The sequence below is a fragment of the Pseudomonas oryzicola genome (assembly GCF_014269185.2).
GTDB lineage: Bacteria > Pseudomonadota > Gammaproteobacteria > Pseudomonadales > Pseudomonadaceae > Aquipseudomonas > Aquipseudomonas oryzicola.
Map to the genome: position 1 here is coordinate 868980 of NZ_JABWRZ020000001.1, position 15695 is coordinate 884674.

Consider the following 15695-nt stretch of genomic DNA (forward strand, 5'->3'; position numbering starts at 1 on the left):
CTCGACCGGACAGGCCATGCTGGGGCTGTATGCGCTATTTGCTGATTGTGCTTCTGGGTATGCTGCCCGTTCTGGCCGGAGCGGTCGATTTCGATGACGCTACCCGGCATCTTCCGCTGGGCAAGGCCATGCAAGTCTATGAAGACGTCGACGGCAGTGCCAGCATCGCCCAGGTCTGTGCACCAGAGTTCGCCAAGCGTTTTCGCCCTCACCGCGAAGAGGTGCTGAACGCCGGTTATTCCACCTCGGTATTCTGGCTCAAGGTCGAACTGCGCCCCCTGGCCGCGCCCGGCGCAGCCCCTCGGCAATGGCTGCTGGAGCTGGCCTATCCACCGCTGGATCACCTCGAGCTGTACCTGCCTGACGGCAGCGGCGGCTACCGCCTGGCCCGGCGCACCGGCGACGCCTTGCCCTACGACAGCCGGCAGATCCGGCAGAACAATTACCTGTTCGAGCTGCAGCTGCCGCCCGGCCAGGTGACCACCGTCTACCTGCGCCTGCACAGCCAGGGCTCGGTGCAGGCGCCGCTGGCGCTATGGTCTGCCGAGGCCTACCTGGAGGAGCAGCCCACGCGCCTGTACGTGCTGGGAATGATCTATGGCGTGCTGTTGGTGATGCTGGTGTACAACCTGTTCATCTACCTGAGCGTGCGCGACGTCAGCTACCTCTACTACATCCTCTATATCGCTTCGTTCGGCTTTTACCAGGTGTCGGTGAATGGCGCCGGCGTGGCGTACCTGTGGCCTGACAGCCCCTGGTGGGCTAATGCCTCGACGCCGCTGTTCATCGGTGCTGCTGGCCTGTTCGGCTGCCAGTTCGCCCGGCACTTCCTGCAGTTGGCCAGCATCAGCCGTGGTTTCGACCGGCTGCTGCAAGCGCTGATGCTGGGTGGCGCGCTGGTCATGGTGCTGGCCGTCACCATGCCCTATGGCTTGGCCTTGCGCATGGCCACGGCGCTGGCACTTTTGTTCACCGTTAGCATCTTCAGCGCCGGGCTTTACGCCTGGTGGCATGGCTTGCGCGTGGCGCGCTGGTTCATCATCGCCTGGACGGCATTCCTGCTCGGTGGCCTGGCCAACACCCTGATGGTGCTGGGCTACCTGCCGAATGTGTTCATCACCATGTATGCCAGCCAGCTGGGTTCGGCGCTGGAGGTGGCCTTGCTGTCGCTGGCCCTGGCCGACCGCATCAACAATTTGCGCGAGCAGCAGGCGCAGACCTTGCGTGATGCCGGGCGGACGCTGGAGCAGTTGAACTTGCAACTGGCCAGGAGCAACCGCCTGAAAGATGAGTTCCTGGCCAGCGTGACGCATGAGCTGCGCACCCCGATGAACGGTGTCATCGGCTCGCTGGAGCTGATGCACACCTTGCCCATGGAGGCGGAAATGGCCCAGTACCATCGCACTGCAGTGAGTTCGGCCCAAGGCATGATGGACATGGTCGATGCCATTCTGACCCTCTCCGAACTGCAGGCCGGCCGCCTGCGCGCGCAGCCGGTGCCGTTCAGCCTGCGCACGCTGCTGCATGGCTTGCGCGCTGGTTATGCCGGGCAGGCTCTGGGCAAAGGCCTGTACCTGAGCCTGGACATTCCGGCCGACCTGCCGGATGGCTTGCTGGGCGATGGCCAGAAACTCGCCCGCTGCCTGGGTTGCCTGGTGGACAACGGCCTGAAGTTCACCCACCAGGGCGGGGTGCTGATTCAGGTGCGCGGGCGCCGGGTGGGGCTGGGCGACCTGGCGCTGACGTTCATTGTCAGCGACAGCGGCATTGGTTTCGATGACCTGGACCAGTCGACCTTGTATCAGCGCTTCTTCCAGGTCGATGGCTCGATGACCCGGCGTTATGGCGGGCTGGGAATTGGTTTGTCAATCTGCCGGCAGATGGGCGAGTTGCTGGGGGCGAGGTTGGCGCATGAGTCGACGCGGGGCCTGGGGAGCCGGTTCGAGTTGAGTTTGAACATGGCTGTGGCGCAGTTGCAGATGAGCCCGACGATTTTGCAGGCGCGGGGCTCGCTTTGAGGGCAGAGAATCCAGGCATGGCTGACAGGTGTTCGCCATGACATCCTGCCACCACACGTTTAGTCATCAATGTCACTTTGACTGACCCCTCGGGAGTGCTTCACTGGTGCTTCAAGCTACCCGGATCCAGGAGCCCCCGATGAACCTGCACCAGTACGCCGAAACCCACGAAGTCACCAACCAGCCACCACCCCTTGACGGTGCCAACCTGTACCGCCTTGACTTGCCGCTACAGGAATGGTCACGGCGTTTTGGCGCGGGCTGGGCCGAGTCGCGGATCGATGCCTATGGGGCCTTGGCCGGTGGCCCACTGATGCAGGCAGGCTTCCTGGCCAACGCGCACAAACCGGAATTCAGCAGCCATGACCGCTATGGCCATCGCATCGACCTGGTCGAGTTCCACCCGGCCTACCATGAGCTGATGCGCACTGCCGTCGAGCACGGCCTGCCTTCACTGCCATGGGCCGAGCCCCGCCCTGGCGCGCATGTGGCCCGGGCGTCGATGACCTACCTGCACAGCCAGGCCGAGGCCGGCAGCGGTTGCCCGCTGACCATGACCTTCGCCGCTGTCCCGGCGCTGCGTCTGCAGCCTGAACTGGCCGAATACTGGCTGCCGAAAATCCTCGCCTGCCAATATGACCCGCGTAACGTCGGCGACCGCCACAAGGCTGGGGTCACCCTGGGCATGGCCATGACCGAGAAGCAGGGCGGCACCGATGTACGGGCCAACACCACCCGGGCCTATCCAGTCGGCGCGGCGGGCCCGGGCCAGGCCTATGAGCTGGTCGGGCACAAGTGGTTCTGTTCGGCACCCATGTGCGATGCCTTCCTTACCCTGGCGCAGACCGAAAAAGGCTTGAGCTGCTTCCTGCTGCCGCGCCATCGCCCGGATGACAGCCGCAACCAGTTCTATATCCAGCGCTTGAAGAACAAGCTGGGCAACCACTCCAACGCCTCCAGCGAGGTGGAGTTCCGCGGTGCCCTGGCGTGGATGATTGGGGAAGAGGGGCGAGGGGTACCGACCATCATCGAAATGGTGGCGATGACCCGCTTCGACTGCATGGTCGGCTCCAGCGCCCTGATGCGCCAGGCGTTGACCCAGGCGGCCCACCATTGCGCGCACCGCAAGGTTGGCGGGCGGCTGCTGAGCGAGCAGCCGTTGATGCAGAACGTGCTGGCCGACCTGGCGTTGGAAAGCGAGGCCGCGCTGGCCCTGAGCCTGCGCATGGGGCAGGCGCTGGAACAGCTCGATGACCCGCAGCAGGCGCATTTTGCCCGGCTGGTCACGGCGGTGGGCAAGTACTGGATCTGCAAACGTGCGCCGGCCATGATCAACGAGGCCGCCGAATGCCTGGGCGGCGCGGGTTATGTGGAAGACAGCATCCTGCCACGGCTGTACCGCGAGGCGCCGGTCAACTCGACCTGGGAAGGTTCGGGCAACGTGCAGTGCCTGGATGTGCTGCGTGCCTTGTCCAAGGAACCGGGTGTGCTCGATGCGTTGTTCGCCGAATTGGGCGATGGGCACGGCGACCCGCGCCTGGCGGCGCATATCGGCAACCTCAAGGGGGCGTTTGCCGACACTGGCGACATGCAGTATCGCGCGCGGCAGCTGACCGAGGATATTGCCCTGGCGCTGCAGGCCAAGCTGTTGCTGGAGGCGGGCAATGCGGTGGTCAGTGATGCGTTTATCGACAGCCGCTTGACGGGGGGCGGGCGTGTGTATGGGGCGTTGCCGCGGGGTGTGAATGTGGAGGCATTGGTGGCCAGGGCGACGCCAGCCTGGGCGAACTGAGCTGGCTTCTTCGCGGGCACGCCCGCTCCCACAGGTATTGCGTCGTCCTTGAGGGCAGTGAAGATCCTGTGGGAGCGGGTGTGCCCGCGAATGGATGCAACACCGATCAATGGGGGTGTATTTAGCCAAGAAGGCAGGCAAGATGGTTCACATGCATGTCCAGACAGGAAGCACAGTGTGAGCCAAGCGTTTGTAGTCGTTGATACCCCCGAGCAGGCCGTCGACCGTCTGGCGGCCTTGCATGACCAGGCTACCGGGGCCCTCAGCCAGGCCCTCAAGCGTTACCTCAAGGACCGTACCGAGCCGGGCGCCGAAGAGCGCGACCTGTTCCGCTACCCTGCGCTGCGCCTGACCTACTACAGCCACGGTGAAGTCGCCGCCACCACGCGGGCCTATGCCAAGGTGCAGGTGGCCGGCACGTACAGCGTCACCATCACCCAGCCGGCTGCGTTCCGTGCTTATCTGCTGGAGCAGCTGCGCCCGCTGATGCACGACTACACGGTGACGGTAGAGGTTGGCGTCAGCGAGCAGAACATCCCTTACCCCTACGTGGTCGATCAGGGCGACGAGCTGGCCGGCAGCGGCATCACCGCCGCCCAGCTGGCGCGGGTGTTCCCCAGCACCGACCTGTCGGCGGCTACCGACAATATTGCCGACGGCCTATACGACTGGGGCGGTGCCGAGACCCTGCCGCTGGCGCTGTTCGATGCCGCGCGGGTCGACTTCTCGCTGCGCCGCCTGGTGCACTACACCGGTAGCGACTGGCGCCACGTACAGCCGTGGATTCTGCTGACCAACTACCACCGCTACGTCGACCAGTTCATCAGCCACGGTCTTGACCAGTTGCGTGACGACCCGCGTTTCGTGCGCATGGTCCTGCCAGGCAACGTGGTGATCGAAAAGGGCATGGACCACGGTGAAACCCAGGCTCTGGTGGCCAGTGTGGTCTGGCACCGCTACCAGATGCCGGCCTACCACCTGATCGCCGCCGACGGCGACGGCGTAACCCTGGTCAACATTGGCGTCGGCCCGTCCAACGCCAAGAACATCACCGACCACCTGGCCGTGCTGCGTCCGCACTGCTGGTTGATGATCGGCCACTGCGGTGGCCTGCGGCAGTCGCAGACCATCGGCGACTATGTGCTGGCACACGCCTACATGCGCCGTGATGGCATCCTTGACCGGGTGGTGCCGCCGAACATCCCGATTCCGGCGCTGGCCGAAGTGCAACTGGCCTTGCAGGAAGCCGCCGCACAGGTCACCGGCGAGCGTGGCGAACAGCTGAAGAAACGCTTGCGCACCGGCACCGTGCTGACCTACGACGACCGCAACTGGGAGCTGCGCTGGGCTCAGGAGCGGCCGCTGATCAACCTGTCGCGTGCTGTGGCGGTAGACATGGAAAGCGGCACTATTGCCGCCCAGGGTTACCGCTTGCGCGTACCATATGGCACCTTGCTGTGTGTTTCCGACAAGCCGTTGCACAGCGAAATCAAGCTGCCGGGTTCGGCCAACGCGTTCTACAACCGGGCGGTCAGCCAGCACCTGAAGATCGGCATTGCCGCGCTCGACCTGCTGCGTACCGAGCTCAATTCGCTGCACTCGCGTAAACTGCGCAGTTTCGATGAGCCGCCGTTCCGCTGAGGCCCCATGTCACTGCCCCCCCGTTCCAAGCCGCGCCGCCCTCAGGCGCGGCCTGCCACCGGCCTGCGTCGCCAGCCCAAGGCGCCCCCAGCCGAGCCACGCCTGATCGTGTTCAACAAGCCGTTCGACGTACTGACCCAATTCAGCGACGGCGACGGACGGGCGACGCTCAAGGATTATATCGACATCCCCGGCGTGTACCCGGCAGGGCGCCTGGACCGTGACAGCGAAGGCTTGTTGCTGCTGACCAACGACGGTGGTCTGCAGGCGCGTATCGCCGACCCAAAGCACAAGCTGGCCAAAACCTATTGGGTGCAGGTGGAAGGGGAGCCGAGCGATGAGCAGTTGCAGCGCTTGCGCGATGGCGTGGCGCTGAATGATGGGCCGAGCTTGCCGGCCGAGGCACGGCGCCTGGAAGAACCCGAGCTATGGCCGCGCAACCCGCCGGTACGCTTTCGCAAGAGCGTGCCGACCAGCTGGCTGGAGCTGGTGATTCGCGAAGGGCGTAACCGCCAGGTGCGGCGGATGACGGCGGCGGTGGGGTTGCCGACCTTGCGCCTGGTGCGGGTGCGGATCGGGAATTGGGCGCTGGATGGGTTGGAGCAGGGCTGCTGGCGCGAAGTGGCCGCCAAGCTTTAGTCTGGATAAAGGGCCATTCGCCGGCGTGCCCGCGAATGGCCGCGAAACTTCCTACACCCCTTCGAGAAACCCCACCACCACGCTCTTGATGATAAAGGCCAACACCCCCAGCCCCAGCACGAAGAACAGGATCAAGGTGCCGAACTTGCCTGCCTTGGACTTTTTCGCCAGATCCCAGACGATAAAGCCCATGAAACCGATCAGCACGGTGACCAGGATGATCATCATCCATTCTTCGAATACGGCGGGATCCATCAGTGTTCTCCAGGCAGGCTGAGCAGGTGATTATACGCCGGCTGACGTGAGCGTTTAACGTAAATGGGTCAATGGCAGCTCGGTGCTGGCCAGCACCTGGTTGAGCACGAAGCTCGAGCGCACGCTGGTGACGCCTTCGATACGGGTCAGGCTGCCCAGCAGCAGCTTCTGATAGTGGTCCATGTCCGGCACCACCACCTTGAGCTGGTAATCGGCGTCCATTCCGGTCACCAGGCTGCATTCGAGCACCTGTGGCAGGTTGCGGATGGCCGCCTCGAAGGTTTCGAAGCGCTCCGGGGTGTGGCGGTCCATGCCGATCAGCACATAGGCGGTCAGGCTCAGGCCGAGCTTCTTGCGGTCGAGCAAGGCCACCTGGCGCGAGATGTAGCCATCGTCTTCCAGTTGTTTGACCCGGCGCGAGCATGGTGAGGGCGACAGGCCGATGCGTTCGGCCAGTTCCTGGTTGGAAATGCGCGCATCGCGCTGCAATTCGGCGAGGATGCTCAGGTCGTAGCGGTCAAGTTTGCTCATGGGGTATGCCTTTTCTGTTCCGATTGCGTTGAATTATCAATCCGGGGCGAAAAATTGCGCAAGTGCTATTTATCTGAGCAATCTTAGCAATCCGCTGTCGCACCCTGTCCGGTATCTTTATCCACAGAATCACTGCCCGGACATCAGTCCAAGGCGACGTGCCCCAGGCGGGCGGTCGCGGCCAGCCATCCAACAGGATCCGCCAGGCCCCCGGGCTACACACTTTCCAGAAGACGGTGTGAGGTGAGCCGGCGCCACAAGTGCCGAGCACGGACGACAATTCCTGAAGGGAGGCCCTGCGGCCTCCCTTTTTTCATGCCTGGGAATTTCTCTTGGCCCGCGTGATGGGCGCGGTAGACTGGTTGCCTGCGCCGTTTTTTCTATCGAGAGGAATACCATGAAGTCGCGCATCTGGCAGTTGGCAGGTGTTGGTGTGTTGGGATTGGGCATCAGCTTCGCGGTCATGGCCGAAGGGCCAGGCGAGGCGCCTGCTCGTGCGCTCGACTCGCGCGACGAAGTGCAACAGACGCAGCCGCCACGCCAAGGCTACTACCAGGACATTCCGCGTCGCCATGGCGAGCACCGCTACTGGGAAGCCGGCGGCCCGGGGCAACGGCCCGGCGGCGACTGGCAAGGGCGCCCGGACGGCAATGGCAATGGCTGGGGCCCAGGGCCGCAGTATCGTCCTGGGCACAGCCTCGATCATTTCCCGGACCGTTACTGGAAAGTGCCCTACCGTGGCGACGATTATTTTTACTCCGGTGGTTACTGGTTCCGCCCGCAAGCGGGCAGGTATGTCGTGGTGACTCCGCCCTACGGCGTGCGGGTCGATTACCTGCCGCCCTATGCGCGGGAAGTCTGGTTGGGTGGGGTGTTGTTCTTCGTGGTGGCCGATACCTATTACCGGTACCTGGCCGACAGCCGCGAATACGTTGTGGTCAACCCGCCTGTTGCTGCGCCGCCGCCCTCGGTGAGCGGTGGCTACGATGTGGTGGCTTACCCGATGTATGGGCAAGGGCCGGAGCAGCAGGAACAGGACCGCTATCAGTGCCACCGCTGGGCGGTGAGTGAGTCTGGGTTCGACCCGGCGACAGCGGCGTATGCGCCGCCGGCCAATGTGGCCGATAACTATCGGCGAGCGCTGAGGGCGTGCTTCAGTGGCCGAGGCTATAGCATCAACTGAACCAGATGTGCTGCCTGCTCCGCCCTCATCGCCGGCAGGTTCACACCGGGTCGGCATGCACCATCACATCCGCCTGCGGATAGCGCTGGCGGATGACTTTCGAGGCTTCCACGCACAAGCCATGCGCTTCATCCAGCGGCAACATCCCCGGCAGTTCCAGGTGCAACTGCACGAACCACTGGTTGCCTGACACCCGCGTACGCACGTCGTGCACGCCTTTCACGCCGGGTATGGCCAGCACCAGCGTGGCCATATCCTCGCCGACATCACCGGGCAGTTCCTTGTCCATCAGGATGGCTGTGCTCTCCCTGGCGATCTGCAACGCACTCCACAGGATGTAGGCGGCAATGCCCAGGCCGAACAGTGCGTCCAGTTGCGGCCAGCCAAAGCGTGCCAGCAGCAACGCCAGGAGAATGCTGCCATTGAGCAACAGGTCCGAGCGGTAGTGCAGGGAGTCGGCCCGCACCGCCGTGGAGCCGGTCAGGCGGATGACCTTGTACTGCAAAGCCAGCAGGGCGAGTGTCAGCACCAGCGACAGCAGCATTACCCCGATACCGACGGCGGTATCGCCCAAGGGTTGCGGGGTGTGCAGGCGTTCAACCGCCTGCACCCCGATCAGCACCGCGCTGACCCCGATGAACAGCGCCTGCGCCATGCCGGCCAGGGCTTCGGCCTTGCCATGGCCGTAACGGTGGTCGTCGTCGGCCGGACGCAGGGCGTAGTGCACGGCGAGCAGGTTGAGGAACGAGGCAACGGCGTCCAGTGCCGAGTCGGTCAGCCCGGCCAGCAGGCTGACCGAGCCACTCAGCCACCAGGCTACGGCCTTGCTCAGGACCAGGATGCTGGCCACTGCCAGTGAGGCGCGCGTGGCCAGGCGCAGCAGGCGCTGGTGTTCAGCCGGGGTGGTGGTCATCCTTGGGCAGTGTCCTTGCGGTTCAGGCCGACGGTATCAGGTCCAGGGTGGCAAGTTGCTCGATGCTGCCGCGATGCTGGATCAGCCGTGGGTCGTTCAACGGCAGGCGTTGGCCCAGTTCGCTCTCGAGAATGGCTTGCAACTTCAGGTTGTCGACCTTGCCGTCGGGGCTCACGGCCTCACGCAGCTTGACCGGGTCGACCTGGGCGGATCGCCCGCCTGAGTAATAGATGGCGCCCGTGGCGAAGTCGATGCCGAAGGCGATCAGCCCCGGGATCACGTAGAACAGGATGCCGATGGCATCCATTGCGGCAACCACTGGGTCGATCTTGCCGCCGATCTGGCCGCGACGTTCCGGGTAGAGAATGGTGCCGCAAGCGGTCAGTTGGGTCAGCAAGGTGACGATGAGGGCGCTACCGATGACGCGGGTTGGGATGCGCATGTGAATCTCCGAAAAGGTGTTCAGCAGGGCAAGCGAAGCGCCTGCACCTGAAGCTAAGACCATGATAGAGCAGGCTGGGTTCGCCGTTATACTCGCGGGATTGTTCGAGGACCACCATGATTTCATTACCAATCGATGTTGTCTTGCCCGCCTTGCGCCAAGCCTTGGAAAACCGTGACGAAGCGGTGCTCGAGGCGCCGCCCGGCGCCGGCAAGACCACCCGCGTACCGTTGGCGCTGCTCAGCGAGCCCTGGCTGGCCGGGCAGAGCATTCTGATGCTCGAACCACGGCGCCTGGCGGCCCGAGCTGCGGCCGAGCGTCTGGCCAGCGAGCTGGGCGAAAAGGTCGGCGAAACGGTTGGCTACCGCATCCGGCTGGACAGCAAGGTCGGGCCGAAAACCCGCATCGAGGTAGTGACCGAAGGCATCCTCACCCGCCGCCTGCAGGCCGACCCGGCGCTGGAGGGGGTGGGGTTGCTGATCTTCGACGAATTTCACGAGCGCAGCCTTGATGCCGACCTGGCCCTGGCATTGAGCCTGAATGGCCGGGAATTGCTGCGGGACGATCCGCCACTGAAGGTTTTGCTGATGTCTGCAACCCTGGAGGGCGAGCGCCTTTCGCGGCTGCTGGATGATGCCCCGGTGGTCAGCAGCGAAGGCCGCATGCACCCTGTCGACATCCGTTGGGGGCGGCCTTTCCAACCGGGTGAGTTCATCGAGCCACGGGTTGTCGACAGCGTGTTGCAGGCACTGGCTGACCAGACCGGCAGTGTGCTGGTATTCCTGCCAGGTCAGGCCGAGATCCGCCGGGTGCACCAGAGCCTGCAGGAAGCGTTGGGCGAGCGCCCCGAGATCCTGCTTTGCCCGCTGCATGGCGAGCTCGATCTCGACGCCCAGCGTGCGGCCATCGACCCGGCGCCCGAGGGCCTGCGCAAGGTGGTGCTGGCTACCAACATCGCCGAGACCAGCCTGACCATCGACGGCGTGCGCGTGGTGATCGACGCAGGCCTGGCCCGGGTACCGCGTTTCGACCCCGGCAGCGGCATGACTCGTCTGGACACCCATCGCATCTCTCGCGCCAGTGCCACTCAGCGCGCTGGCCGTGCTGGCCGCCTGGAGCCCGGCGTGTGCTATCGCCTGTGGTCCGAGGCCCAGCATGACCAGCTGGCCGCACACGGCAGCGCCGAGATCCTGCAGGCCGACCTGGCCGGCCTGGCCCTGCAACTGGCGCGCTGGGGTGTGACGCCCGAGCAGTTGCGCTGGCTCGACCAGCCCCCCACGGCCGCCTTCGCCCAGGCCCAGGACCTGCTGGCACGGCTCAATGCCTTCAAACCTGGCAGCCGTGACAACCTCAGCGAACATGGCCAGGCCATGGCCGAGTTGCCGGCGCATCCGCGTATCGCGCATCTGCTGTTGCGCGGCCAGGATCTGGGCCTGGCACAGATGGCCTGTGATGTGGCTGCGCTGCTGGGCGAGCGGGATATCCAGCGCGGCGGTGGTGCAGATTTGCACAGCCGGCTGGCGCTGGTCAGTGGCGAAAGCAAAGCTGCCCGTGGCAGCCACGGCGGCGTGCAGCGTGCGCGTCAACTGGCTCGCCAGTACCGTGGCCTGCTGCGTGGCAAACCAGGTTCGCCGGTTGCCGACCCCGATCACCCGCGCTGGCTGGGCGCGCTGCTGGCGCTGGCCTACCCCGACCGCGTCGCCCAGCAGCGCCGCGAGGGCGGTGCGGAATACCGACTGGCCAACGGCCGTGCGGCGCTGTTTGCCGAAGTCGATGCATTGATGAAGTGCCCGTGGCTGGTGATCGCCGACCTGGGCAGCCGCCAGGGCCAGCGCGAAGAACGCATCTATCTGGCCGCCGAGTTCGATCCGGCGCTGCTCGATGGCGTGCTCGCTGAGCAGGTCGAGCGGGTCGATATCCTCGATTGGGACGAACGCGAGCAGGTGTTGCGCGCCGAGCGCCAAGTCAAGGTCGGCGAGCTGGTGCTCAGCCGCGAACCGCTGCCTGGCCTGGATGAAGAAGCGCGGGCTCGCGCTCTGCTTGGCCTGGTCCGGCGCAAAGGCCTGAACCTGCTGACCTGGACCCCCGAGCTGCGGCAATGGCAGGCGCGCGTGGCCTTGCTGCGTCAACTGGACCTGGCCAAGGACGGCCACAGCGAATGGCCCGACCTGGCTGACGAGGCCTTGCTCGCCAGCCTGGAAGACTGGTTGCAGCCCTACCTGGGCAAGGTGTCGCGCCTCAGCCATTTCGCCGCACTGGACTTGCCGTCGATGCTGCGCAACCTGTTGCCATGGCCGCTGCCGCAGCGTCTGGAGGAGCAGGCCCCCGCGCACCTGGCGGTACCGTCCGGCTCGAACATCCGCCTGGATTACAGCGAAAACCCGCCGATCCTCGCGGTGCGCCTGCAAGAGCTGTTCGGCCTGGCCGACACCCCACGCATCGCCAATGGCCGCCAGCAGGTCAAGCTGCACCTGCTGTCACCGGCACGCCGGCCGGTGCAGGTGACCCAGGACCTGGCCAACTTCTGGCGTACGACCTATGCCGAGGTGAAGAAAGATCTGAAGGGGCGTTATCCGAAGCATTACTGGCCGGATGACCCGCTAGTCGCCGAGGCGACGGCACGGGCCAAACCCAGAGGTACCTGACATCGCATGGCCGTGTACCTCGGGGTTTTCCAGGGGCAACCTGTCAGGGGGGAAGATGCCGCCTGGCAGCTATCGGCGCGTGATGAGGAATGTCGCGATGTCGCCATCGTTCGTATTCAGATAGACATTACTGTCCGGAGGCATGTGATACAGCGTTTTCACGGTACGGCCTGTATGGTCGCGCAGGCGGCAGCGCAGTGTGTCAGGGCCCCATTCCAGCGGCTCGAGTTTTATCAGGTCGACCGATGAGTTGGTTTGGTACAAGCCAAGATAGCCGTTGCGGCTGATCTCGACCTTTCGGTCGCTGTCGGTGCCCGTGCCGTTGATGTAGACATGGATCCGCTCCGTAGTCTCGGAGTGGTATTCGATGTTGAACGTGGTGGGCGCTGCTTGGCGTCCGGTGATCAGCCAGCCCTCCTCCAGGCCGAGCCCGGAAGCGTCGCTCAGCCGGACTGGTTCATCTTTCCCTGGTGAGTCGAACATCATTATTTCTTTGTACCTGGCCTGGGCGTCGTCCCAGTATTTCCAGGCCGACTGACAATATATGTGCGCCTCGAAAGATTTTGCTTCTGCGATCCAGTGGGTAATGCTGTTACTCATGACTGTTCTCCATCAATAAGGGAGGTGAGCTCCCTCTGCGTGGGTACAGTAGTAAGGCGGCGGACCGGGCCGAAGCTTGAAGTGCTTCCTACTGCAGGAAGCCGCAGAGGCTGTCCATGGCCGGATGACCCATTGGTGGCCGAGGCGACGGCACGTGCCGAGGAACATGAGGAAACTGTGGCATTCAAGGCGGCGGGGCGTGGCGTTCGGAAGGATGTCCGGCATGTGAGGCTACCGAACGGGAACCTTTTCGTGCTGATGTTGGGCCGCAGCAATGAAAAGAATGGAGTGAGGCGGCGTCAGCTGCCTTTCGTCCCATTCACATCTTTGAGGCTCTACACGATGAATCTCAGCGATATCTCCACCGATGATCCGATGTCCTTCGATGCACTGAAAATTTTCAATTGCACCATTCATGCGCTTCACCAAGGAGTCGCCTATCCGATAGTGCTCAGCGTAGAGGAGGACTATGCCGAATCCATCGTCCCTGGGCGTTGGGACTGGCTGATCAAAGGCGACCCTGGCCAAGCGTATGACGATGACCGTCGTATCTTCAAATTCCATTTCCGCTCAAAAACCAGTGATCGGTTGCACTACCTGATTGGTGGTACTTCAAGCCGCAAAGGGCGCCGGCTGGCCTGTAGCCATAAAGGCTATGTAGGTATGTATACCGCTGCTGATGCGATCAACATCTTCAAGCTCCAACCCCTTGCGTGGGATGGACAGCAGCTTCGTTGCCGGTGGCGAGACCACCTTGGGCAGACTGTGGAAATAGGTGACAATCCGAGTGATGGTAGAAGTTACGATCGGCAAGGTGGTTATCTCGATCATCTGAACGTCAAAATCACGGGTACTACCGAGTTCCTGATAACACCAATCGGGTGAGCCTGCTGCGTATCAACGGTCAGGCAGGGGTTCCAGCAGCATGAACAGCCGATACAGCACTACCGTGCTGAACAGCTGCAGGAACCCGCTCAGGCTATCCAAGGCCAATTCGACTCCTGGCGCTGGCTCGGGGAAGGCCATCAGCAGCAGCCCGTCGATCAGCCAGATCGGTGCCAGCACGCCGACCACGCAAATCATGATGCGCATGAAATGGCCGGTGGTCATGCTGGCGCTTTCGCGCATCGCCTGCACCACTGGCCGGCCGCGCAATACCAGCAAGTACTCGGCGAACACCAGATTGATCATGATCCACACGCCCGGGAAGATGAATAGCGCAAGGCCCGCCATGATCAGCAGCGAACTGATCAGTATCAGCAATGCGAGTTGCGGCCACAGTTGCACGGCACGCGCGAACAGGTCGCGCTTGGGTGTTTCATGGCCATTGCTGCGGGTATCGAGGTACAGGATCAGCGCGGCGCTGTACAGCGGGTAGAACAGCAGGCTGACCAGCATGCCATAGGCCGGCGATGCCTGGTCGCCCATCTGCCGGTACAGCAGCTGGGTGAACAACGCTTCCAGCACCACCAGTGGCAGGCACAGCTGGAGGATGTTCGGCAGGTGGCGGCGGAAGAAGTACAGGGAGTCGCGCAAGACGCTCAGCGGATTCATCGGTCAACATCGCATGGCAGTAAAAACAGGGAGCTAACTTTAGCCCAAAGCAGGCTCGCGGCTGTCATTTGCTGAAAAAAGTTTCACGCCGCCGTGATTGAATCCCCCGCCTGCACACCTCATCTTTGACGCTGTCCGTTGTCCCGCTACCCCATGAGGTCGCCCCATGAATACTGAAGAACAAACCTTGATCGACGGCCTGTTCAGCCGTATCAGGCAAGCCGAGGACCCGAGCCAGCCACGTGATGCTCGGGCTCAGGCACGCATCGAAGAGCATCTGCGCCAGCAGCCGGCGGCACCTTATTACATGGCCCAGGCGATTCTGGTCCAGGAGGCTGCGATCAAGCGCCTCGACGAGCAGAACAAGCAACTGGAAGCTGAACTGAAGCAGGCGCGTGCCCAGGCTGAGGCCGCACGCGCCAGCAGCGCGCCAAGCAGTGGTGGTGGTGGTTTTCTTTCCAGCATTTTTGGTTCGGGTGGACGCAATGCAGCTCCGGCCGTGCAACCGCAACCAGCCGTTGCCGCCCCGGCGTCGTCGACTGGCGGCTGGCGCGAACCGGCGGCGCCCGGCTATTCCCAACCGCAAATGCAGCAGCCCGGTTTTGCAGCCGCGCCAGCACGCAGTGGTGCCAGCAGTTTCCTTGGTGGGGCGATGCAGACCGCAGCCGGCGTGGCCGGCGGTGTGTTGCTGGCGCAGGGTATCAGCAGCCTGTTCCACCATGATGCGCAGCCGCAGGAAGTGGTCGAAGTGATCAAGGAAGAGCCGGCACCCGCCAGTGACAGCGGTGGCTGGAATGACTCGGGTGCACAGCAGCACGTTGCCGACAATGGTGGTTGGGGCAGTGACCAGGGCGGTTATGCCGACAGCGATTATGGTAGCGATGATGGTGGGTTCTTCTCGGACGACGATTCGTACGTCTGACAGGTCTGGCATACTGCTGGCAATTTTGGGGGCTGCTTGGCAGCCCCGGCATTCCAGGCCAGACATGAGGTTTCAGGTGAAAAAGATCGCGCTGTTCGCCGATGTGCAGAACCTCTACTACACCGTGCGCCAGGCCTACGGTTGCCATTTCAACTACACCGCGTTGTGGAGCGCTGTCAGCCGCGAAGGCCAGATCGTCGAAGCCGTGGCCTATGCCATCGACCGTGGCGACAGCAAGCAGCAACAGTTCCAGCAGATCTTGCGCAACCTCGGTTTCGACGTGCGGCTCAAGCCCTTCATCCAGCGCAGCGACGGCTCGGCCAAAGGTGACTGGGATGTCGGCATTACCCTGGACGTGATGGATGCCGCCAGCCGTGTCGACCAGGTGGTGCTGGCCTCTGGCGACGGTGATTTCGACCTCCTGCTGGAGCGGGTGATCCAGCGCCATGGCACCGAGGCGGTGGTGTATGGTGTGCCCGGGCTCACGGCATTGTCGCTGATCCGTGCCGCCACCCGTTATGTGCCCATCGAGGGTGCGCTGTTGCTCAAACACTGAGGCC

At 63.5% G+C, this 15695-nt stretch carries 15 protein-coding genes; 9 read left to right on the top strand and 6 right to left on the bottom strand.

The genetic code is table 11. From position 1 onward, the window contains the following. The first annotated feature begins 29 nt into the window (after window positions 1–29). The 4 genes from HU760_RS03925 to HU760_RS03940 all read left to right on the top strand — a co-directional run bounded on the left by HU760_RS03925 (window position 30) and on the right by HU760_RS03940 (window position 6090). The gene (locus tag HU760_RS03925; protein WP_186672730.1) at window positions 30–2018 is read left to right on the top strand and encodes a sensor histidine kinase; all 1989 of its coding nucleotides are present in this window, start codon (window positions 30–32) and stop codon (window positions 2016–2018) included. A gap of 139 nt (window positions 2019–2157) precedes the next feature. After that, a complete protein-coding gene (locus HU760_RS03930) occupies window positions 2158–3810 on the top strand; it encodes an acyl-CoA dehydrogenase family protein (protein WP_186672736.1) in 1653 nt (550 codons plus the stop codon). A gap of 177 nt (window positions 3811–3987) precedes the next feature. Next, window positions 3988–5451, top strand: a complete 1464-nt coding sequence (gene amn, locus HU760_RS03935; protein ID WP_186672743.1) for an AMP nucleosidase — start codon at window positions 3988–3990, stop codon at window positions 5449–5451. 6 nt (window positions 5452–5457) lie between these two features. Then, window positions 5458–6090 carry a pseudouridine synthase gene (locus HU760_RS03940; RefSeq protein ID WP_225932799.1) on the top strand — a complete coding sequence of 211 codons (633 nt, stop codon included), beginning with the start codon at window positions 5458–5460 and terminating at the stop codon, window positions 6088–6090. Window positions 6091–6141: 51 nt separating this feature from the next. Here the strand turns inward: HU760_RS03940 and HU760_RS03945 are convergent, their stop codons facing one another. Beyond that, window positions 6142–6345: a DUF2788 domain-containing protein gene (locus HU760_RS03945; protein WP_003249787.1), complete on the bottom strand. Its 204-nt coding sequence runs from the start codon at window positions 6343–6345 to the stop codon at window positions 6142–6144. Window positions 6346–6399: 54 nt separating this feature from the next. Beyond that, complete coding sequence (locus HU760_RS03950; protein ID WP_003249795.1) at window positions 6400–6876, bottom strand: Lrp/AsnC family transcriptional regulator; 477 nt, start codon at window positions 6874–6876, stop codon at window positions 6400–6402. A 397-nt stretch (window positions 6877–7273) separates the two neighbouring features. On the opposite strand from HU760_RS03950, the gene HU760_RS03955 reads away from it, so the two are divergent. Next, entirely contained in the window at window positions 7274–8059 is a 786-nt protein-coding gene (locus tag HU760_RS03955) for a DUF6515 family protein (RefSeq protein WP_186672745.1), read from the top strand. A gap of 40 nt (window positions 8060–8099) precedes the next feature. Here the strand turns inward: HU760_RS03955 and HU760_RS03960 are convergent, their stop codons facing one another. Both HU760_RS03960 and pmcY read right to left on the bottom strand, forming a co-directional pair. Continuing rightward, window positions 8100–8972 carry a cation diffusion facilitator family transporter gene (locus HU760_RS03960; protein ID WP_186672754.1) on the bottom strand — a complete coding sequence of 291 codons (873 nt, stop codon included), beginning with the start codon at window positions 8970–8972 and terminating at the stop codon, window positions 8100–8102. A 22-nt stretch (window positions 8973–8994) separates the two neighbouring features. After that, complete coding sequence (gene pmcY / locus HU760_RS03965; RefSeq protein WP_186672756.1) at window positions 8995–9414, bottom strand: periplasmic Zn2+ metallochaperone PmcY; 420 nt, start codon at window positions 9412–9414, stop codon at window positions 8995–8997. Window positions 9415–9530: 116 nt separating this feature from the next. Here pmcY and hrpB point away from each other — a divergent pair, with 116 nt between their 5' ends. Then, window positions 9531–12059: an ATP-dependent helicase HrpB gene (gene hrpB, locus HU760_RS03970; protein WP_186672758.1), complete on the top strand. Its 2529-nt coding sequence runs from the start codon at window positions 9531–9533 to the stop codon at window positions 12057–12059. Between the two features lie 69 nt (window positions 12060–12128). Here hrpB and HU760_RS03975 read toward each other — a convergent pair whose 3' ends face one another. Next, window positions 12129–12659, bottom strand: coding sequence for a hypothetical protein (locus tag HU760_RS03975; RefSeq protein WP_186672766.1), 531 nt, complete (start codon window positions 12657–12659; stop codon window positions 12129–12131). A gap of 135 nt (window positions 12660–12794) precedes the next feature. Between HU760_RS03975 and HU760_RS03980 the strand changes: the two genes are divergently transcribed. Beyond that, on the top strand, window positions 12795–13544 hold the full coding sequence (locus HU760_RS03980) for a hypothetical protein (RefSeq protein ID WP_186672768.1): 750 nt from the start codon (window positions 12795–12797) through the stop codon (window positions 13542–13544). A 12-nt stretch (window positions 13545–13556) separates the two neighbouring features. Here the strand turns inward: HU760_RS03980 and HU760_RS03985 are convergent, their stop codons facing one another. Beyond that, complete coding sequence (locus HU760_RS03985) at window positions 13557–14213, bottom strand: YciC family protein (RefSeq protein ID WP_186672770.1); 657 nt, start codon at window positions 14211–14213, stop codon at window positions 13557–13559. Window positions 14214–14379: 166 nt separating this feature from the next. On the opposite strand from HU760_RS03985, the gene HU760_RS03990 reads away from it, so the two are divergent. Both HU760_RS03990 and HU760_RS03995 read left to right on the top strand, forming a co-directional pair. Further along, complete coding sequence (locus HU760_RS03990; RefSeq protein ID WP_186672772.1) at window positions 14380–15135, top strand: DUF2076 domain-containing protein; 756 nt, start codon at window positions 14380–14382, stop codon at window positions 15133–15135. Between the two features lie 64 nt (window positions 15136–15199). Beyond that, window positions 15200–15691 carry a LabA-like NYN domain-containing protein gene (locus tag HU760_RS03995; RefSeq protein WP_186672774.1) on the top strand — a complete coding sequence of 164 codons (492 nt, stop codon included), beginning with the start codon at window positions 15200–15202 and terminating at the stop codon, window positions 15689–15691. The last annotated feature ends 4 nt before the right edge of the window (window positions 15692–15695 follow it).